At 60.7% G+C, this 18,469-nt stretch carries 18 protein-coding genes; 11 read left to right on the top strand and 7 right to left on the bottom strand.

All coding sequences use genetic code 11. The annotated features are described in order from the left end of the window. The first annotated feature begins 13 nt into the window (after positions 1 to 13). From ACQZ5F_RS07975 to ACQZ5F_RS08000, 6 genes are all read left to right on the top strand, one after another. Positions 14 to 781 (top strand): hypothetical protein, encoded by a 768-nt coding sequence (locus ACQZ5F_RS07975; RefSeq protein ID WP_052820326.1) that lies wholly within the window; start codon positions 14 to 16, stop codon positions 779 to 781. A gap of 122 nt (positions 782 to 903) precedes the next feature. Then, complete coding sequence (gene ygfZ, locus ACQZ5F_RS07980; protein ID WP_225339985.1) at positions 904 to 1,752, top strand: CAF17-like 4Fe-4S cluster assembly/insertion protein YgfZ; 849 nt, start codon at positions 904 to 906, stop codon at positions 1,750 to 1,752. Between the two features lie 2 nt (positions 1,753 to 1,754). Then, positions 1,755 to 2,378, top strand: a complete 624-nt coding sequence (locus ACQZ5F_RS07985; protein WP_046798773.1) for an HD domain-containing protein — start codon at positions 1,755 to 1,757, stop codon at positions 2,376 to 2,378. Beyond that, positions 2,375 to 2,893 carry a tyrosine phosphatase family protein gene (locus ACQZ5F_RS07990; protein WP_046798772.1) on the top strand — a complete coding sequence of 173 codons (519 nt, stop codon included), beginning with the start codon at positions 2,375 to 2,377 and terminating at the stop codon, positions 2,891 to 2,893. Before ACQZ5F_RS07985 ends, ACQZ5F_RS07990 begins: the two co-directional genes overlap by 4 nt. Positions 2,894 to 2,971: 78 nt before the next feature. Beyond that, the gene (locus ACQZ5F_RS07995) at positions 2,972 to 3,793 is read left to right on the top strand and encodes a mechanosensitive ion channel family protein (protein ID WP_137083918.1); all 822 of its coding nucleotides are present in this window, start codon (positions 2,972 to 2,974) and stop codon (positions 3,791 to 3,793) included. Positions 3,794 to 3,976: 183 nt separating this feature from the next. Then, the gene (locus ACQZ5F_RS08000) at positions 3,977 to 4,663 is read left to right on the top strand and encodes a metal-binding protein ZinT (protein ID WP_225339986.1); all 687 of its coding nucleotides are present in this window, start codon (positions 3,977 to 3,979) and stop codon (positions 4,661 to 4,663) included. 184 nt (positions 4,664 to 4,847) lie between these two features. On the opposite strand, the gene ACQZ5F_RS08005 is transcribed toward ACQZ5F_RS08000, so the two are convergent. From ACQZ5F_RS08005 to ACQZ5F_RS08015, 3 genes are all read right to left on the bottom strand, one after another. After that, complete coding sequence (locus ACQZ5F_RS08005) at positions 4,848 to 5,666, bottom strand: ABC transporter permease (protein ID WP_046798769.1); 819 nt, start codon at positions 5,664 to 5,666, stop codon at positions 4,848 to 4,850. After that, on the bottom strand, positions 5,663 to 6,451 hold the full coding sequence (locus ACQZ5F_RS08010; protein WP_175414448.1) for an ABC transporter ATP-binding protein: 789 nt from the start codon (positions 6,449 to 6,451) through the stop codon (positions 5,663 to 5,665). Before ACQZ5F_RS08010 ends, ACQZ5F_RS08005 begins: the two co-directional genes overlap by 4 nt. A 209-nt stretch (positions 6,452 to 6,660) precedes the next feature. Next, a complete protein-coding gene (locus ACQZ5F_RS08015; RefSeq protein ID WP_052820322.1) occupies positions 6,661 to 7,704 on the bottom strand; it encodes an ABC transporter substrate-binding protein in 1,044 nt (347 codons plus the stop codon). A 290-nt stretch (positions 7,705 to 7,994) separates the two neighbouring features. Between ACQZ5F_RS08015 and ACQZ5F_RS08020 the strand changes: the two genes are divergently transcribed. From ACQZ5F_RS08020 to ACQZ5F_RS08035, 4 genes are all read left to right on the top strand, one after another. After that, positions 7,995 to 9,554 carry a VOC family protein gene (locus ACQZ5F_RS08020; protein ID WP_225339987.1) on the top strand — a complete coding sequence of 520 codons (1,560 nt, stop codon included), beginning with the start codon at positions 7,995 to 7,997 and terminating at the stop codon, positions 9,552 to 9,554. A gap of 270 nt (positions 9,555 to 9,824) precedes the next feature. Then, positions 9,825 to 12,596 carry a DUF2339 domain-containing protein gene (locus ACQZ5F_RS08025; protein ID WP_225339988.1) on the top strand — a complete coding sequence of 924 codons (2,772 nt, stop codon included), beginning with the start codon at positions 9,825 to 9,827 and terminating at the stop codon, positions 12,594 to 12,596. Then, positions 12,593 to 13,237, top strand: coding sequence for an HD domain-containing protein (locus tag ACQZ5F_RS08030; RefSeq protein WP_046798764.1), 645 nt, complete (start codon positions 12,593 to 12,595; stop codon positions 13,235 to 13,237). Before ACQZ5F_RS08025 ends, ACQZ5F_RS08030 begins: the two co-directional genes overlap by 4 nt. A gap of 11 nt (positions 13,238 to 13,248) precedes the next feature. Then, positions 13,249 to 14,091, top strand: coding sequence for an MOSC domain-containing protein (locus ACQZ5F_RS08035; protein WP_052820319.1), 843 nt, complete (start codon positions 13,249 to 13,251; stop codon positions 14,089 to 14,091). A gap of 30 nt (positions 14,092 to 14,121) precedes the next feature. Here the strand turns inward: ACQZ5F_RS08035 and ACQZ5F_RS08040 are convergent, their stop codons facing one another. Then, positions 14,122 to 14,856, bottom strand: a complete 735-nt coding sequence (locus tag ACQZ5F_RS08040) for a class I SAM-dependent methyltransferase (RefSeq protein WP_225339989.1) — start codon at positions 14,854 to 14,856, stop codon at positions 14,122 to 14,124. Between the two features lie 180 nt (positions 14,857 to 15,036). Between ACQZ5F_RS08040 and ACQZ5F_RS08045 the strand changes: the two genes are divergently transcribed. Further along, positions 15,037 to 16,251 (top strand): MFS transporter, encoded by a 1,215-nt coding sequence (locus ACQZ5F_RS08045; RefSeq protein ID WP_448730561.1) that lies wholly within the window; start codon positions 15,037 to 15,039, stop codon positions 16,249 to 16,251. A 2-nt stretch (positions 16,252 to 16,253) separates the two neighbouring features. Here ACQZ5F_RS08045 and recO read toward each other — a convergent pair whose 3' ends face one another. The 3 genes from recO to ACQZ5F_RS08060 form a co-directional block, all read right to left on the bottom strand. Beyond that, positions 16,254 to 17,018 (bottom strand): DNA repair protein RecO, encoded by a 765-nt coding sequence (gene recO / locus ACQZ5F_RS08050; RefSeq protein ID WP_149897990.1) that lies wholly within the window; start codon positions 17,016 to 17,018, stop codon positions 16,254 to 16,256. A gap of 56 nt (positions 17,019 to 17,074) precedes the next feature. Continuing rightward, positions 17,075 to 17,452: a response regulator gene (locus ACQZ5F_RS08055; RefSeq protein ID WP_046798761.1), complete on the bottom strand. Its 378-nt coding sequence runs from the start codon at positions 17,450 to 17,452 to the stop codon at positions 17,075 to 17,077. A gap of 135 nt (positions 17,453 to 17,587) precedes the next feature. Further along, positions 17,588 to 18,340 (bottom strand): Crp/Fnr family transcriptional regulator, encoded by a 753-nt coding sequence (locus ACQZ5F_RS08060; protein WP_046798760.1) that lies wholly within the window; start codon positions 18,338 to 18,340, stop codon positions 17,588 to 17,590. Positions 18,341 to 18,469: the final 129 nt, after the last annotated feature.

The raw sequence follows: 18,469 nt of genomic DNA on the forward strand, positions 1-18,469 counted from the left end.
GCCGGGGTCTATCATGTCTTGCCTGAGCAAGGGGCTTTTGCGCTCTTCCGCCATGCTGTCCATCGTGCTTGCTTTGACCGCCGGGTCGGTTGGCTTGCCGAACCGCGCTTTCGCCCTTTCCGAGCTGAAACCGGCGCAAAACACCGAAAGCGAGCCGCAGGCCCAGAATGGCGATCAGCCGCAGCAGGCTCAGCCCGCGGAGCCGGACGAGATCGAAGGTGATTCGGAAGGTATTCCCCTGCCCGACCCTCTGGTCGACCGTTCCGCTGCCCAGACCAAGCAGCAATCCTCCAAGCCCGACAATGCTCCGGAAATGTCCGTCGTCATCGAGCACGACATTTCCAAGGCCCCGGAAGCCGTTCGCAAGCTGCGCCAGCAGATCATCGACGCAGCCGCTTCGGGTGATATCGAAAAATTGCGGCCCTTCATCGCCGCCGGCCAGAACGCATTCCGTATCGACGGCAGCGACAGTGAAGACCCGATCGCGGCACTGAAAAGCTATTCCGGCGATCCCGACGGGCTGGAAGTGCTGGCGATCATCATCGACCTATTGTCGACCGGTTATGCCCATATCGATGCCGGCACGCCGGACGAAGCCTATGTCTTCCCCTATTTCGCCGGAAAGCCGCTGAATACGCTGACGCCGCCGGAAAAGGTGGAGCTCTTGCGCATCATTACGGCGGGCGATCTGGCGGATATGCAGGAATACGGCAATTACAGCTTTTACCGCATCGGCATTTCGCCTGATGGCAAGTGGAAGTTCTTCACCGCTGGCGATTGATCGCCTCACGGTGCTTGCCGTTCTCCGGTAAAAATCCTAACTGTGCGGAATGAGCCGTCCGGCAAAGTGCATCTGCATTTTGCCGGAGATCGCGCAGTCTCGATGAACCGAACGGTGACGCCATGCCTTCCGCCTTTCTTGCCGACCGCCGCCTGATCAGAGTTTCCGGCACAGGCGCCGAGGAATTTCTGAACAATCTCATCACCGCCGATGTTGAAAATTTGGGCGAGGGCGAAGCCCGCGCTTCGGCGCTGCTGACGCCGCAGGGCAAGATCCTGTTCGATTTCCTGATTGCGCGCGACGGAACGGATTACCTGATCGAGACGGGTGCTGCCGAGCAGGATGCGTTGCTGCGCCGCTTGACCATGTACAAGCTGCGCGCGCCGGTCGATCTGAAATCCGAAGCCACCGAAGGCGTCAGCGTTTTCTGGAACGAGAATGCGCCGGAAGCAGGCATCAAGGATGGGCGTTTCGCCAAGACAGGGGTCGACCTATTCCGCGTGCCGGGCGCATCGGCCTCCGGCGACGCTGCAGCCTATGATGCGCTGCGCGTCGAACACGGCATTGCCGAATCCGGCCGGGATTATGCGCTGCAGGATGCCTTTCCCCATGATGTGCTGATGGATGTGAATGACGGCGTTTCCTTCAAGAAGGGCTGCTTCGTCGGCCAGGAGGTCGTCTCACGCATGAAACATCGAGGCACGGCAAGGCGGCGCGTCGTTACCGTTTCGGCGGAAGGTCCGCTTCCCGCCACCGGGACGGAGATTACCGCCAACGGAAAACCGGTGGGCACTCTTGGGACCGTTTGCGGCAACAACGCTCTTGCCATTGTGCGGATCGATCGCATTGCCGATGCGCTTGCCGCCGGCACGCCGCTTATTGCGGAAAATGCCACCGTAACCGTGGCCCTGCCGGCCTGGAGTGGCCTTTCCTTCCCGGCCGCCGATCCGGCAGCGCGGACGGAGGACTAGGCGTGGCTGCCGCAAAAGGTCCGCGCGCCTGGCAGCGCATGCTCTCCGGGCGGCGGCTCGATCTGCTCGATCCTTCGCCGCTCGACGTGGAAATCGCCGATATCGCCCATGGTCTTGCCCGCGTTGCCCGCTGGAACGGCCAGACGCGCGGCGATCACGCCTTTTCCGTCGCCCAGCACAGCCTCATCGTCGAGACGATTTTCTGCCGCATGTGCGCGGATGCGACGCCCGGCGACATGCAGATGGCGCTTCTGCATGATGCGCCCGAATATGTCATCGGCGACATGATCTCACCGTTCAAATCCGTGGTTGGCGGCGGTTACAAGACCGTGGAAAAACGGCTGGAGGCCGCCGTGCATCTGCGGTTCGGCCTGCCGCCGCATGCATCACGCGAATTGAAGGACCGCATCAAGAAGGCCGATACGGTTGCCGCCTTTTTCGAGGCGACGGAGCTTGCCGGTTTTTCCACCGCCGAGGCGCAGAAATTCTTCGGGCTGCCGCGCGGCATCACCCGCGACATGTTCACCATCACGCCGCTGCCGTCGACGGAAGCGCAAAGACTGTTCATCGAACGTTTCGAAGCAATCGAGGCGCTGCGCGTAACCAAGACCGGGAGCGCCAAATGACGGCCATCGTGGTATCGCCGCTGTCGCGGATCGCGGAAATGGCCGTGAAGCACAAGGCCCGCGAAATGGTGACACTGATCGCCAAGGAGCAGAGCTTTCACCGCCCGGCGGTGATTGCCGCCGACCGGCATCTGACGCTTGCCATGAACGACATCGCCTTCAAGGGCACCGGTGATCTTATCGCCCCTGATGATGCGCATGTGCTGAAGCTCATCGATTTTGCGCGGGAATGGGATCAGTCCGCACCGCTGCTCATCCATTGCTGGATGGGGATTTCGCGCTCACCGGCCGCCGCCGTCATTGCAGCACTCAGCCTTTATCCGGATCAGGACGATAACGAGCTTGCGCTTCGCCTGCGCGCCGTCTCGCCCTATGTCACGCCCAATGCCCGCATCATTGCCATCGGCGATCGGCTGCTGGCGCGTGAAGGCCGGCTGGTCAAGGCAATCAAGGCGATCGGCAGGGGTGCCGATACCGACGGCAATGTGCCTTTCGTGTTGCCGCTTGGCGGCTGACCCCCGATTTTTGGCGGAACCCCTGCGGCACCCGTTCGTTACCAACCCTGAACAGCAATGAAAATCACGGGATAATTCATGGAACAACAGGCAACGGATATCATCGTCGCATCGCAGGCGGCCGTGCGGCAGGCGAGCGCGCTGGCGGTGCAATATTCCTTTTCGATCGTCGGCGCGCTTCTGCTGCTGATCGTCGGCTGGCTGGCCGCCACCTTCCTGCAGCGCTGGGCTTTTCAGGGCCTGTCGCGCATTCGCGGTTTCGATGAGACCTTGGCCGGTTTCTTCGCAGGCGCCATCCGTTATGTCGTGCTTATTCTGGTGCTGGTGATGGTACTTGGCCAGTTCGGCGTGCAGACGGCTTCCATTCTCGCGGCCCTTGGTGCTGCCGGTCTCGCCATCGGCCTTGCGCTGCAGGGCACGCTGCAAAACATTGCCGCCGGCATCATGCTTCTGGTGCTGCGCCCCTTCCGGGTCGGTGAATATATCGAGACCAATACGGTCAGCGGCACCGTGGTGGAAATCGGTTTGTTTGCCACCGAGCTCAAGACCAGCGATGGGCTTTACCGCCTCGCACCCAATTCCACCCTTTGGAATGTACCGATCACCAATTACAGCCGCTTTCCCTCACGCCGCCACGAGCTGAGCCTGACGGTCAAGAATGACGACGATCTGGCTGCTGCACAGGATATGCTGATGCGCGTGGTGCGCTCGGAAAGCCGGGTGCTGCTGGACCCCTCCCCCATCACCTTCGTCGATTCCGTCAGCGCCGACAGCGCGACGGTCAAATTGCGTTATTGGGTGCGCAGCGACAGTTATTTCGCCACGACCCGCGATGTGACGAAGGCGATGAAACTCGCCTTTGATGAACGCAAGGCGGAAGTGAGCGCGCAGCCCGCCTGAGGCCTCAAGCTCTCTTTTTGCCCTCCTCCATTTCTCAAGCGCGGTGGCCTTACCGGCCATCGCGCTTTTTCATTATGGCCCGCCCGCTCCCGCCTTGCGTCCTGCAAAAGACACCTCTATAGGTCGACTTGTAATGTTATTACGTAACCGACTTTTCGATGACAGATATGAGAGGCCGAAACAATGCAGAAGACACACATCCTCGTCACCGGCGCGGTGGCACTTGGTTCCATGCTGCTGGTGGCAGCCGCTGCCACGGCCGCCGGGGGTGACAAATCCGCCGCCCACAGCCATGACCATGGGCACGATCACGGCCACCAGATGACCGAGGCGGAAAAGAAGATTTACAGCGGCTATTTCGAAGACGCCCAGGTGAAGCCGCGCACGCTTTCCGACTGGGACGGCGACTGGCAGTCTGTCTATCCCTACCTGCTGAACGGCTCGCTTGATTCCGTCATGGCCGAAAAAGCCGCCCATGGCGACAAGACGGCTGCAGAATATCGCGCCTATTACGACATCGGTTACAAGACGGATGTGAACCGCATCGTCATCAAGGGCGACAGCGTGGCCTTTTACAAGGAAGGCAAGCCGGTCGAAGGCACATATGCCAGCGACGGTCAGGAAATCCTGACCTACAAGAAGGGCAATCGCGGCGTAAGATACATCTTCAAGAAGACCTCCGGCGACGAGGCCGCTCCGCAGTTCATCCAGTTCAGCGACCATTCCATCGCCCCGGTCAAGGCAGGCCACTACCATCTCTACTGGGGGAATGACCGAAAGGCCCTGCTGGACGAAGTCACCAACTGGCCGACCTATTATCCCTTCCTGATGGACGGCGCTGATATCGTCAAGGAAATGGCGGCGCATTGAACCATTGCAGGCTTACGGGTTTCCACGGTTTGGAGAATGCCGAGCGAGCGCGTCTTTCGCCTTCTCCCCGAGGGGGAGAAGGTCGCGGTAGCGGGTTGAGGGGGCAAGCTCTCGGTTTATCGCTGGCCTTGCCCCCTCATCTACCCCTTCGGGGCATCTTCTCCCCGGCGGGGAGAAGAAAGACTCACTGCCCCATGGTCGAGCGATGCGCCCAGCCGGTCATGCGCTTCTCCAGCCAGGCCATGATGGCGTACATGACGATGCCCTCCACCGCGAGCATCAGGAGGCCCGCAAAGACCAGCGGCACGTTGAACTGGCTCTGCGCCGAACTCATCATGTTGCCGAGGCCATAATTTGAGGCGACAGTCTCCGAGACGACCGAGCCGACGAAGGCGAGCGTGATGGCGATTTTCAGCGAGCCGAAGAAATAAGGCATGGAGCGCGGAATGCCGACCTTCAGCATGATGTCCATCTTCTTTGCGCCCAGCGCCCGCAGCACATCCTCGGTTTCCGGCTCGATCGTGGCAAGACCAGTGGCGACATTAACGACGATGGGGAAGAAGGAAATCAGGAAGGCGGTCAACACGGCGGGGACAGTGCCGATGCCGAACCAGATGACAAGGATCGGCACCAGCGCCACTTTCGGGATGGCGTTGAAGCCGATCATCAACGGATAAAGCCCGGCATAAATGGTTTTCGACCAGCCGATGAACAGGCCGATGGCAAGGCCGGCGACAACGGCGATGGCAAAGCCCAAAGTCGTCGTATAAAGCGTCTGCAGCGAATTCTTCCAGATCGGCGACCAATATTGCAGGATGGCCTGACCTACTCTCACGGGCGACGGCAGGATGGTGGGCGGCATTTTCAGCGCATATACCAGCAATTCCCACAGCACGAAGAGCGCCAGCGTATAGAGCCAGGGGGCCGCCTTCACCCAGTTGACGCGGGCAATCAGCGGCTTGCGCGGCTCAGCCGTAACGGTGCTTTCCATGATCGCACTCATGCCGCCACCCTCGCCTGCGCGATTTCGCCATGCAGTGCCTGCACCATGTCGTTAAAACCCTTGTCATACATGAGATCGAGTTGCCGCGGGCGGGCGAAGGGAACGCGATGTTCCGCCAGCACGCGGCCCGGCCTTGCGCTCATCACGAAAATCTTGTCGGCGAGGAAGGTCGCTTCGCGCAGATCGTGGGTTACCAGAATGATGGTCACGCGCTGCGCGGCGTGCAGGTCACGGATGACACACCACAATTCCTCGCGGGTGAAGGCATCGAGCGCACCGAATGGCTCATCGAGCATCAGCAGATCCGGCTCGTGGATCAGCGCGCGGCAGAGATTGGCGCGCTGCTGCATGCCGCCGGAAAGCTGCCATGGATATTTTGAGCCAAAGCCCTTCAGGCCGACGATTTCCAGAAGGCGCTCGGCTTTTGCGACATATTCCGCCTTGTGGGCGCGCAGACGGCGGCGGTGTTTCTCGACAATTTCGAGCGGCAGCAGGATGTTCTCAAGCGTCGTGCGCCAGGGCAACATCGTCGGGTTCTGAAACGCCATGCCGACGATGGAGACCGGCTCCGTGACCTGCCGCCCGGCAACGATGACATTGCCCTTCTGCGGAATATGCAGTCCCGTCACCAATTTCATCAGCGTGGACTTGCCGCAGCCGGAGGGGCCGACCACGGCGGCGAATTCGCCCTTGTCGACCGTCAGGTTCAAACCGGATACGGCCAGCGTTCCGGCTGACCCGCCGTAGCGCATGTCGACGCTGTCTATTTCCACGAGATGTGACATTGCTGTTCCCGTTTTAAGTTGCTGATCAGGCCGTTTAATCCCGCAGCGTTGCCGCTTGTTTCTTCTCCCCGAGGGGGAGAAGGTGGCCCGAAGGGTCGGATGAGGGGGCGACGTCAGCGATAGACCGAGAGCTTGCCCCCTCATCCCGCTGTCGCGGACTTCTCCCCGACGGGGAGAAGAAACTCGCGGCGCCCGCTCGCTCTACTCCCTCAGGGAAGCATGCGCTCTTCCTTGGCAGGCAGGTAGGTCGCGTCGAACACCTGCTCCGCCTTCACATTGCCCTTCAGGCCCATGGAAACCTTCAAAGTCTCGATGGAAGCCGCAAGCCGGGCCGGATCAACGCCGCCCATGCCGTTTTCCACCACATAGGGCGTCTTGATGTTCATGCTGTTGGCCATGTTGAGGCGTTCCAGCTCGATGGCGCTGTCGAGCGTCTCATTGCGCTTCAGCACCGCCGCCACGCCCTCTTCCGGGGTCTTGACGGAATCGGCGAAACCCTTGGCAAGCGCTTTGAGGAACCCCTTCACGGCATCAGGGTTTTTCTCAGCGAAATCAGTGTTTACCAACACCGCATTGCCATAAAGATTCAAGCCGTGCTCGGCCATCAGGATGGTCGAGATGTCGTCATCGGCAATGCCCTGCTTCTTCAAGTTGAGGATGACCGAAAAAGCGAAACCGAAGACGGCATCGACATCTCCCTTGGCAAGCATCGGTTCACGCACGGGAAAACCGATCGATTCGATCTTGATCTTGCTCTCATCGAGACCCGCGACCTGCTTGAAGGCCGGCCATTGCGCAAAGGCGCCATCCGGCGGCGGCGCGCCGAGCTTCTTGCCTTCCAGCGACTTCGGATCACCCGTGACGCCGAGCGACTTGCGACCGACGACGGCAAAAGTCGGGCGCTCATAAACCATATAAACGGCCTTGATCTTCTGGCTAGGATCCTCGTCGAGGAACTTCATCACCGAGTTGATATCGCCGAACCCCATCTGGTAGGCGCCCGTCGCCACACGCGGAATGGCTTCCACCGAACCATTGCCGCTGTCGATGGTGACATCGAGCCCTTCCGCCTTGAAGTAACCCTTGTCGAGCGCCAGCAGGAAGCCGGCGGCGGGACCTTCGAATTTCCAGTCGAGCGTGAATTTGACCGGCGTTTCGGCATAAGCGCCCGTCACCGGCAGCACCATTGCGGCGGCGGCGCCGATGGCAGCGATGCCTAGCCCTTTGGACAACAACCTGCGCGTTAAGAACATCTATTCCCCCTGATGGTTTTGTTGGATTGGTTGCATAAGAGCCAATTCCCACCCTCAAGGCAAGATAAAATTGCATACAAAATAGCCATTATTTTGTATGCTTATTTAATATGCAATTCAGATCGATATGGAGGCAAAAAGCTCAGTTTCTGCGCAGCGTGTGTGCAACGAAGCGCAAGCAATATCGTTCACGCAGAGAACACAGCGTTCTCATTTGCCGGGGTTGCGGATCAGGCGCAGCGTAGGACAAATAGGGCCACGAACAGCAGGCGAAACGACGGGACCGCAAGATGAATTCTGCACTGGGCATACACCACATCACCATGATCACCCGGAAGGTGCAGGCGAATGTCGATTTCTACGCCGGTTTTCTCGGTTTGAAGCTGGTCAAGCGCACCGCCGGCTTCGAAGACGCCATGCAGCTTCACCTGCTTTATGGCGACGACATCGCCTCGCCCGGCTCGCTTTTGACATTTCTCGTCTGGGAAGATGGCGGCCAGGGCCGTGTCGGTTATGGCCAGACACTGGAAGTCTCGGTAGCGATCGATCCTGCCGCCATCGGTTTCTGGCTGACGCGGGCGCTGAAATTCGGCATCCGCGCCGAGGGCCCATCCGATGAATTCGGCGAGCCGGTCATCCGGCTGAAAGACCCTGACGGCCTGATCGTCAAGCTGGTCGGCACCCATGCCTTTGCCGATGCCACGCCGCATGTGACAGACGACATTTCTGCGCAGGACGCGATTCGACGCATCTATGGTGCGACGATGCTGAGCGAAGTACCGGAAGAGACCGTGGCGTTTCTGGAAAAGCACTTCGGCTACCGGCAGGAAAGCCAGACCGGTGCGATCCGCCGGCTCGTGTCCGACAGCGGCGACATCATCGACGTGCGCGATGCCACCGGCTTCTGGTCCAGCGCACCGGGCACCGGCACGGTCGACCATATCGCCTTCCGCGCAGAGAATATGGATGAGCTGAATGCGGTTCTCACCGGGCTGAAATCGCTCAATTCCAGCACCACCAATGCCCATGACCGCAAGTATTTCCATTCGCTGTACGTTCGCGAACCGGGCGGCGTGCTGATCGAAATGGCAACCGACGGCCCCGGCATGACGATCGACGAACCGCTGGAAGCACTTGGCGAACAATTGTTCATTCCGCCGCTGTTCATGAAGGACGAGGCGGATGTGCGCGTCGCCCTGCCGCAATTCTCCATGCCGGGCGAGGAGCGCATCATCTATCGCGACCTGCCCTTCGTGCATCGGTTCTATACGCCGGAGGAGCCGGATGGCAGCACCATCATCCTGCTGCACGGCTCGGGCGGCAGCGAAACGAGCCTGATGCCGCTGGCACACAGGGCCGCGCGCGGCGCGACACTTTTAGGCGTGCGCGGCAGAAGCACGGAAGAAGAGATTGCCCGCTGGTTCCGGCGTTTCCCCGATTTCAGCTTCGACCAGAATGACATTGCGGCAGAAGCGGAGGCCTTTGCCGCCTTTGTCGAGGGTGCGGTCCGCTCCTATGGTCTTGATCGTTCGAAGTTGCGGTTTATCGGCCATTCGAATGGCGCGAATTTCTATGCGGCCTTTGCCGCACTTTATCCCGGCCTTGCCGGAGACGCCCTGCTCTACCGCCCCATGCCGGTTCTCGATACATGGCCGCAAACAGATCTTTCCGGCCGGAATTTCCTGCTCGTCGCCGGCGAACGCGACAAATACCGCGACGGAGCAGCCGAGCTGCAAGGCCGGCTTGCGGCGAGCGGCGCAGAGGCACGGGTGGAAATGCTGGATGACGGGCATGATCTGGGGCTTGCCGATATAGAAGCGGCACGGAGCTGGCTGGCGGATGCTTCCTGATTTTCGATAGATGGGCATGCGCCGAGCGGGTGCCGCCCATTTCTTCTCCCCGCCGGGGAGAAGGTGGCCCGAAGGGTCGGATGAGGGGGCAAGCTCTCCGCAAACCACTACCCTCGCCGCCTCATCCCGCTGCCGCGGGCTTCTCCCCGGCGGGGAGAAGAAACAAGTGGGACCCGCTCGCTCCCTGTTTCCCCCTGCCATTCATCAACCGGGCCTTGCATAAATTCGCCAAAAGGGCTTTAAAAACAGCTTCGTAATTGGAGAGCCCGTTTGGAAATCCCGTTTCTCATCCTCGCCCTCATCGCGGCCTTTATATACACGCTGGTCGCGAGCATCCGTAATTCAAGCCGAATCAAATCGCTGGAACGCGAGGTTCTCAATCTCAAGCGATTGATGGCTGCCGGGGTGACGTCTCCCGCGACGGCACAGGCTGAAAGCGTGGAGTCTGTGGAAAACACGGATTTCGAGGCGGAAGAGAAAAACCGGGATTTGCCCGGAGCAGCGGCTTCCCAAGCTGAATACGCCTCCGAGCCTGAAGAAGCCGCCGCGATAGTGGAAGCTGAGGACGTGGCCAGTGAAGAAGCGCCGCCTGCGCTCGCCAACGAGACCGCGTCCGCGCCGGCCACGAAAGAAAGCTTCGAAAGCCTGCTCGGCGCGCGCTGGGCTGTCTGGGCCGGCGGGCTGGCGCTTGCGCTCGGCGGTATTTTCCTCGTCAAATATTCGATCGAATCGGGGCTGCTCAGCCCGGCGGTCAGGCTTTCGCTCGCCGCCATTTTCGGCCTCGTTCTCGGGCTTGCCGGCGAGGCGATCCGCCGCAAGGCCGTGCCGGGCATCGCCGCCGCCTATTCCAACGCCATGATACCGGGCGTGCTGACGGCGGCCGGCGCATTGACGCTGTTCGGCGTGGTTTATGCCGCCTATGGCATTTACGGTTATATCGGCTCAGGAACGGCCTTCATCCTGCTCGGGCTTGTCGCCTTTGCCACCATTGGCCTGTCGCTTCTGCATGGGCAGGCGCTGGCCGGGCTTGGTCTTCTCGGCTCGATGCTGACGCCAGCGCTGATTTCCAGCGAAACACCAAATATCTGGGCGCTTTTCGTTTTCCTGACGATCTCGTGGCTGGCGACGGCGGCTGCAGCGCGCAGGCAGGGCTGGACCGTGGTCCCGTCGCTTGCCAATGCCGGCCTTGGCCTCTGGGCGCTTGGCTATATCGGCTTTTCCGAGACGATCAATGCCGAACCACCAACACTTGCATTGCTCGTCTTGCTGGCCGGCACGATCTTCCTGTGGCCCGGGAAACAATTCGACACACCGCCGGCAGACGCCGGTGAAACCGCCGCCCCGGAGCGGCGCGCCATCCGTGCCATTCGGCTTCTGCTGCGGCCGTCGCTTGCCATCAACCTCACCGTATCGATGGCCGTCATCCTGCCCGCCATCGGCTTCCTGTTCGCCAGTGGCGGCATCGACACTCACCCGGCGCTGATCGTCTCGGCGCTGATCGCAGCACTCGCGGCCCTTGGCGCCGCCCGCCATTATGCGGTGTGGCCGGCCATCATTGCAGCACTCGGTGCGCAGACGGCGGTGGCGCTGATGTCACGGCAGGGCATCGATTTCATCGGCCTTATCAACGATACCGGCGTAACGCTTCCGCCCGTCGGAACAGGCTATACGGCTGAAATCGCCATGGCGCTTGGTCTTGGCGCCGTCTTCGTGCTGTGCGCCTTCTCCTTCCTGAAACGCAAGGGCGCCGACGATGCGGATTTCGCCCAGCTCTGGGCAGGTATTGCCGCGCTGTTCCCCGTCTGGCTGGCAACGGCAAGCTTCGTCGAATACGGCAATCTCGGCCGCGACTGGCTGCACGCCGCCTATGGTCTCGGTCTCGGCTTCGTGCTGATTGCCGGTGCAGAATGGCTGCACCGACAGAACAACGAGGCCTATCGCAAGCCGCTCAACATTCTCGTGCTTGGCTCGTTCGCCGCCTTCGCGCTCAGCCTGCACACGCTGACGGAAGGGCTTGCGACAACCGTTCTGCTTTCGGTCATCGGCTTCGTTTATGTGCTGGCCAGCCGTTACCGCAACTGGGATGTGCTGCCCTGGGTGATGGCCGTGGCAAGCGTTGCCGTTCTCGGCCGCATCGCCTGGGAACCCACCATCGTCGGGCCACAAAATCTTGGGCTCACGCCTGTCTTCAACGCGCTTCTGCCGGGTTATGGCATTCCCGCGCTGCTGGCCGTCGCTTCCGCCTGGTTGCTGCGCGACTGGCCGGGGGTCAGGGCGAAGAACTTCCTGCAGGCGATTGCCAGCGTCATGGGGCTTCTGGCCGTCGCCATCCTCATCCGCCACGCGATGAATGGCGGCACGCTTGATAACAGCGTTCCGACGCTTGGCGAACAGTCGATCTACACGCTGTTGACCATCGGTTTTTCCGGCGTGCTGATGACGCTCGACCTGAAAAGCCCAAGCCCCGTCTTCCGTTACGGCTCGATGATTGCCGGCGTGATCGCCGTCATCAATGTGCTGACGATGCATTTCTTCACGCTCAACCCCTATTTCACCGGCGAAAATACCGGGCGCATTCCGGTCCTCAACCTGCTGCTGATCGGTTATCTCCTGCCGGCACTCGCCTATGGCGGCCTTGCCTATTATGCGCGGGGAAAACGTCCCCCGCCCTATGTCAGCATGCTGGCGGTGGCAGGCGCCGCACTCGGTTTTGCCTGGGCAACGCTTTCGGTCCGCCGCTTCTGGCAGGGCGAAAACATCGCCGACTGGAAGGGTTTCCTGCAGGGTGAGACCTACAGCTATTCGGTGGTCTGGCTGCTGATCGGCGTGCTGCTGCTGGTGCTCGGTTCGCGCTTCAATGCCCGCAGCCTGCGTCTGGCATCCGCCGCCTTCGTGCTGATTTCCGTTGCCAAGGCCTTCCTCATCGACATGAGCAACCTTGAAGGCGTGCTCAGGGCGCTGTCCTTCATCGGGCTGGGCGCGGTGCTGATCGGCATCGGCCTGTTCTACCAGAAAATCCTGACCCGGAAGCCGCAGGCATGATCGCGGCCGAGGCTTTCGCGCCCTATGCGGCGCTTGCGCAGGACCTGATACCGCACGCCGCCGATACCGGCGACGGCTCGCATGATCTTGCCCATATTCACCGCGTCTTCCGCAACGCCATGCGCATCCATGCGGACGAAGGCGGCGATGGCACGGTGCTGGCAGCCAGCGTGCTTTTGCATGATTGCGTGGCGGTGGAAAAGAACTCGCCGCTACGCGCGCAGGCCTCACGGCTTGCGGCGGAAAAGGCGGCCGGCATTCTGGCCGGGCTCGGCTGGCAGAAGCAGGATATCGACGCCGCCGCACACGCCATCACCACCCACAGCTTTTCGGCCAATATCGCGCCGCAGACGCTGGAGGCAAAAATCCTTCAGGATGCCGACCGGCTGGATGCCATCGGCATGGTTGGGGCGGCGCGCTGCTTTTATATTGCCGGGCGCATGGGCTCGGCGCTTTATGATCCGGCCGATCCGCTGGCCAAGGACCGACCGCTCGACGACCGCGCCTTTGCCATCGACCATTTTGAAACCAAGCTTTTCAAACTGGCAGACGGCTTTCGCACCGAGACGGGGCGGCAGATGGCCAAGGCCCGCCATGAGCGGCTGAAACAGGTGCTCGACCTGTTTCTCGACGAGATTTGAGGAGATCCAGGATGCGTGTGACCGAACTCAACATCTATCCGCTGAAAAGCGCGCGCGGCATTCCCCTCTCCGAGAGCGCAGTTTCGGACGAGGGCCTGCCCGGCGACCGTCGCGCCATGTTGATCGACCCTTCCGGCCATTTCATCACCCAGCGCGAATTGCCTTCCATCGCCACGGTTCTGGCGCGGCATGAGGATGGCGGCATGGCGCTTGCGCGGGACAAGGGTGGCGAGATCGTCGCAAGACCGTCCGGCCAGCGCATGGATGTGGCAGTGTGGAAATCGATCGTCAGCGCCAACATCGCCGATGACGAGACCAACACTACGCTCTCGGCATGGCTGGGGCGCGAGGTGAAGCTGGCATTCTTCGATGATGCCTCAAAACGCATTGCGAGCCTCGAATGGACGGGTAACGAAACGCCCGTCACCTTTGCGGACGGCTATCAGATTCTCGTCACCACCACCGCCTCGCTCGCCGCGCTGAACGACAATATGCGCGCCAATGGCGAAGACACTGTTGGCATGGAGCGCTTTCGGCCCAATATCGTGCTTGATACGGACGAGCCATGGGCCGAGGACCGCTGGGCGGCTATCGAGATCGGCGGCATTCGTTTCGATCTCGTAAAACCCTGCGCCCGCTGCATCATGACCACGCAGGACCAGATAACCGGCTCCCGCGATGTGCCCTCGCCCATGAAAGCCATGGGCCGCATCCGCATGTCGGGTGATCGGCGCGTGCCCGGCCCGCTGTTCGGCTGGAACGTGACGCCGCGCGGTCAGGGCAGACTGTCGGTCGGCGACGTGGCCAAGGTGGTCGAGGAACGGACGGAAGGCTGGGCGATCAAGAGACGCTAGGCCACGGGCGTTGCAGCGCCCGTCATGCCATCACGGCTTGCGGGCGCTGACGATCAGAAAGATCGGGCGGCGGTCCTCGTGCTTCAACTCCGGTCGCTCCGCAAGCAAAGCGGGATCGGGCCTCGGCTCGGCCAGACGCGTCAGGGCAAAGCCGGCGGAAAGCAGGCTGTTGAGAACGCCTGACACCGTGCGGTGATATTTGACGACATCATCCGCCATCCAGTTGGAATGGCGCACGCCCTCGTCCTGATAATTATCGAGCGGCCAGTGCAGGATTTCACCATCTTCGCCGTAGCACCAGTCCTGTTTTTCGAGAGCCGTGAACACCGGATGCTCGATGGAAAAGACGAAATCGCCACCGCGTTTCAGGACGGCGAACACCCTCGCGAATGCCGCATCGAGATCGCGGACGTAATGCAAAGCGAGCGAGCTCAGCACCACGTCGAAGCTTTCGGACGCAAAATCGATGTCCTCGATCGCCGCCCGACGATATTCGATACCGGACCCGCCATTTATTTCGGCGGCACGGCGCAACATGTTCTCCGAAAGATCGACGCCGACGACACGGGCCGCCCCCTGCTCTGCCGCATAACGGCAATGCCAGCCGAAACCGCAACCGAGATCGAGAAGGCTCCGGCCCTGCAACGGCGGAAGCACGGCGCGCAGTTCGTGCCACTCGCCGGCCTGCTGCAACCCCTCCACGGAGCGCGGCATGGCGCTGTAGCGCTCGAAGAACCCGGGGTCGTCGTAAATATTCTGCTTCATCGTCATCTCTCCGGAATTCCGGCAATAATGTGCGGGCATCCCATCAATCCCATGAATAATGGGGGTCAAGAAAAGTCGCTAGTGGGGACGGCTGACAAAAGCTAATATTCATGCCGATCAGAGGGAATCTGCAGAAGATTTGCGCCATCTCCAAGGCGCATGCTGCAGCAGGAGAATTTCATGTTGCAAGCCACACGCCAGACCATGCCCTGGCTGATTATCGCCGCCGGGTCGCTGATTGCCGTCATGACCTTCGGGCCGCGTTCGGCCATGGGCTTTTTTCAGCTGCCGATGCTGGCCGATACCGGTTGGGACCGTTCCACCTTCGGCCTCGCCATGGCTTTGCAGAATCTCTTCTGGGGTCTCGGCCAGCCCTTCTTCGGCGCAATCGCCGATAAATACGGCACGGGCCGCGTGCTCGTGTTGTCAGGCTTTCTGTATGCCGCCGGCCTCATCTGCATGTCCTTCGACACCTCGCCCTTCTGGCTGCATTTCGGCGGTGGCGTGCTTGTCGGGCTTGGCATCGCCGCCGGTTCGTTCAGCGTCATCCTGTCGGCGTTTGCGCGCCATGTGACGCCGCAGCAGCGCTCGCTCGCCTTCGGCATCGGCACGGCGGCGGGCTCTGCCGGCATGTTCCTGTTCGCACCGATCAGCCAGGGCCTGATTTCCGCCTATGGCTGGTCGAACAGCCTCGTCTGGCTTGCCGTGATGATGATGCTGGTGCCGCTGCTCGCCATTCCCATGCGCGGCAATTCCTCTTCCGGCAGCCAGTCGCAGACACAATTCCAGCAGACGGCGGGCGAAGCACTAAGGGAAGCGCTTGGCCATAAAAGCTATCTATTGCTGACGACAGGCTTTTTCGTCTGCGGTTTTCAGGTGGCCTTCATCACCGCGCATTTCCCGGCCTATCTCGGTGATATCGGCATCGAACCGCGTTACGCTGTCATTGCCATGGCGATGATCGGCTTCTTCAATATCATCGGGTCGCTGGCCGCCGGCGTCATCGCCCAGCGTTATTCGAAGCCCTATATGCTGGCCTATATCTATATTGCCCGCTCGGTTGTCGTGACGGCCTTCCTGCTCCTGCCGCAATCGCCACTTTCGGTCATCCTGTTCGCGGCTGTCATGGGTATTCTATGGCTTTCCACCGTGCCGCCCACAAACGCGCTGGTGGCAATCATGTTCGGCACGCGCCACCTCGGCATGCTCGGCGGTGTCGTGTTCCTGTCGCACCAGATCGGCTCGTTCCTCGGCGTCTGGCTCGGCGGCTTCCTTTATGACCGGCTGGGGTCCTATGATCTCGTCTGGTGGCTTGGCGTCGGCATGGGGATTTTTGCGGCCATCGTGCATTGGCCCATTCAGGAAAGGCCCGCACCGCGGCCTGCAATGGCCTGAGACTACACGGCCTTATCAAGCGCGGGCGGTGATGCCCTGCGCTGCAGCGCCTTCAGCGCCGCCTGCACGAAACCGTCGCGGGCGGCGTTTTCATTCAGGCCGCGCGGATCATAGACATGCCGGTTGAGGAAATGCGCCGTCAGGCGGAAGGCCGCCGCGAGGCTTTCGGGATCGGCAGCTTTAGACTGGCCCTCACCGAGAAAAGCGGGCAGCGAAAGCATCCGCTCCGCATAGGGCGCCCCCGCCGTGCGGCAAACCGCCCTGCCCGTTTTCGGCGACACATAAATGAGATCGGTGCGCAGCCCCGTCGCCGCGCATTCGGTGAGATCAAGCCCGAAACCCAGATCGTTCAGCACCGCGAGTTCGAACCGCACGAACAATTCCCCGGCATCGGCCGGCTCATGAAGATTGTCGAGGATGATATCGAGCGCCTGATAAAGATGCGGGTGCGGGTCGCGCTCCGGTAAAAGCCTGAGAAGCGCGCCCATGGCCTGGACGCCGTAAACAGCGGTCGCCGTTTCCATCAGTTGCGCGGCGCGCAATTGCAGCGGCTCGATTCGGTATTCGCCAAGATGGTCGTCAAGTCGTGCCCGCCAGATGACATCCACCCGGTTTCCCGCCTGCAGCACCGGCTGCATGCTGCGGGAGCGACCGGAGCGCACCATGCCGAGATGCCGGCCGCGCGTACGGGTCATCACCTCGGCGATGACACTCGTCTCGCCATGGCGTTTTACGCCGAGAATGATTGCCTCATCCTGCCACTGCATGAAACCTGTCCGAATTTCGATTCAAGCCGGATCATAACCGATCCTTCGGCGAAACGTTATTCTTTTACGGTGTCACTCGAAACGCCGACAAGGCCGAGAACGAAATCCATGATTTCATTTTCTCCGAAAGGCTTGCCGAGCAGAGGCGCCTGCGAAAGATCGTCGGGAAACCCTGTCGTATCGCCATAACCGCTGACGAAACCGAAGGGAATGCCGGCCTCACGCAGCTGGCGCGCAAAATCATAACTCATGCCGTCGGAAAGGCTGACATCGAGAAGCACGCAATCGGCGCCGTCCTGCTCGACGGTCTGCCGCGCCTGCGCAAGCGTCGTTGCGATGACGATGATTTCGACACCCATGGACTGGAGAACCGCCTCGACATCAAGCGCCACCAGATATTCATCCTCAACGATGATAACCCGTTGTGGCACCATATGTTTTCTTCTTTCAACAGGAGGGGCGCCAACTGGCTGCGCGCCACGGCCTTCAAAGTGATGTTCCAGCACCATGGCTTAGCAGTCGCAAATTGCGACCCAACCGTCATTTAAAAAAGACATGTCGAAAGAAGATCAGATGAAGGGTCTTTGCCGCTTCTCGTCGCTTTCCCAGCCGGCCACATGGCTCAATCCGGCATTGTCGAGCACCAGACAGCCCTTGTCCGTCCAGCGAATGAGACCGCGATCAACAAGCTTTCTCAAGGTCTTGTTGGTGTGGACGATGGAAAGGCCGAGCGTATCGGCCACATGCTGCTGGGTGACGGGAATTGGTGTTTCGCCGCGCATAAGATCGACCGCCTTTGCCTTGCTGTAAAGAAACGCAATGAGATAGGCGGCGCGCTCCAGCGCAGTGCGCCGGCCGATGCTGAGCAGATGACTGTCAAGCATGCGTTCCTCGCTTGCCGCGATCCAGGTCAGGTCATAGGCAAGGGTCGGATGATCGGTGAAGAGGTTGTTGAGGCGTGATCGTTCGAAAACGCACAACGTCACCGGTGACAGCGCTTCGACCGAATGCTGCATTTCCCCCATGACCGTGCCCTGCAGGCCAACAAGATCGCCCGGCATGACATAGTTGAGGATTTGCCGCCGGCCGTCTTCCAGCGTCTTGTAGCGGAAGGCCCAGCCATGCAGCACGGTATAGAGGTGGGCGCTGTGCGACCCTTCCATCAAAATGACAGAGCCGCTTTCCACCGCCAGTTCCCCCGTTTTGAAACGAGAGACAAAATCGAGTTCGGAAGGGGCGAAATCCCTGAAATGCGGCAGGTCACGCAGGGGACATTGTTGACACGGCGTGGTGGAAATTCCGTTCGGTTTTTTTGGCGACATGAATATCCGTCATCGAAAAAAGGTTGCGCCCAATTGTTTTGGAACAACCCGCCCGAACGCATTCGGTTCCCGATGGTGGGTGAAGATATTCAGTTCGTTCTTTATGCGTCGTTCCATTCCCCAGCGCCT

The sequence above is a fragment of the Agrobacterium sp. 22-210-1 genome (assembly GCF_053522525.1).

What these genes read in the sequence shown, in the direction of transcription:
- ACQZ5F_RS07995 (WP_137083918.1), top strand. Translation starts at nt 2,972, where the DNA reads ATGGAACAACAGGCAACGGATATCATCGTCGCATCGCAGGCGGCCGTG.
- ACQZ5F_RS08060 (WP_046798760.1), bottom strand. Translation starts at nt 18,340, where the DNA reads ATGTCGCCAAAAAAACCGAACGGAATTTCCACCACGCCGTGTCAACAA.
- ACQZ5F_RS08020 (WP_225339987.1), top strand. Translation starts at nt 7,995, where the DNA reads ATGAATTCTGCACTGGGCATACACCACATCACCATGATCACCCGGAAG.
- ACQZ5F_RS08045 (WP_448730561.1), top strand. Translation starts at nt 15,037, where the DNA reads ATGTTGCAAGCCACACGCCAGACCATGCCCTGGCTGATTATCGCCGCC.
- ACQZ5F_RS07975 (WP_052820326.1), top strand. Translation starts at nt 14, where the DNA reads ATGTCTTGCCTGAGCAAGGGGCTTTTGCGCTCTTCCGCCATGCTGTCC.
- ACQZ5F_RS08000 (WP_225339986.1), top strand. Translation starts at nt 3,977, where the DNA reads ATGCAGAAGACACACATCCTCGTCACCGGCGCGGTGGCACTTGGTTCC.
- ACQZ5F_RS08030 (WP_046798764.1), top strand. Translation starts at nt 12,593, where the DNA reads ATGATCGCGGCCGAGGCTTTCGCGCCCTATGCGGCGCTTGCGCAGGAC.
- ACQZ5F_RS08055 (WP_046798761.1), bottom strand. Translation starts at nt 17,452, where the DNA reads ATGGTGCCACAACGGGTTATCATCGTTGAGGATGAATATCTGGTGGCG.
- ACQZ5F_RS08005 (WP_046798769.1), bottom strand. Translation starts at nt 5,666, where the DNA reads ATGAGTGCGATCATGGAAAGCACCGTTACGGCTGAGCCGCGCAAGCCG.
- ygfZ (WP_225339985.1), top strand. Translation starts at nt 904, where the DNA reads ATGCCTTCCGCCTTTCTTGCCGACCGCCGCCTGATCAGAGTTTCCGGC.
- ACQZ5F_RS08010 (WP_175414448.1), bottom strand. Translation starts at nt 6,451, where the DNA reads ATGTCACATCTCGTGGAAATAGACAGCGTCGACATGCGCTACGGCGGG.
- ACQZ5F_RS07990 (WP_046798772.1), top strand. Translation starts at nt 2,375, where the DNA reads ATGACGGCCATCGTGGTATCGCCGCTGTCGCGGATCGCGGAAATGGCC.
- ACQZ5F_RS08035 (WP_052820319.1), top strand. Translation starts at nt 13,249, where the DNA reads ATGCGTGTGACCGAACTCAACATCTATCCGCTGAAAAGCGCGCGCGGC.
- recO (WP_149897990.1), bottom strand. Translation starts at nt 17,018, where the DNA reads ATGCAGTGGCAGGATGAGGCAATCATTCTCGGCGTAAAACGCCATGGC.
- ACQZ5F_RS08040 (WP_225339989.1), bottom strand. Translation starts at nt 14,856, where the DNA reads ATGAAGCAGAATATTTACGACGACCCCGGGTTCTTCGAGCGCTACAGC.
- ACQZ5F_RS08015 (WP_052820322.1), bottom strand. Translation starts at nt 7,704, where the DNA reads ATGTTCTTAACGCGCAGGTTGTTGTCCAAAGGGCTAGGCATCGCTGCC.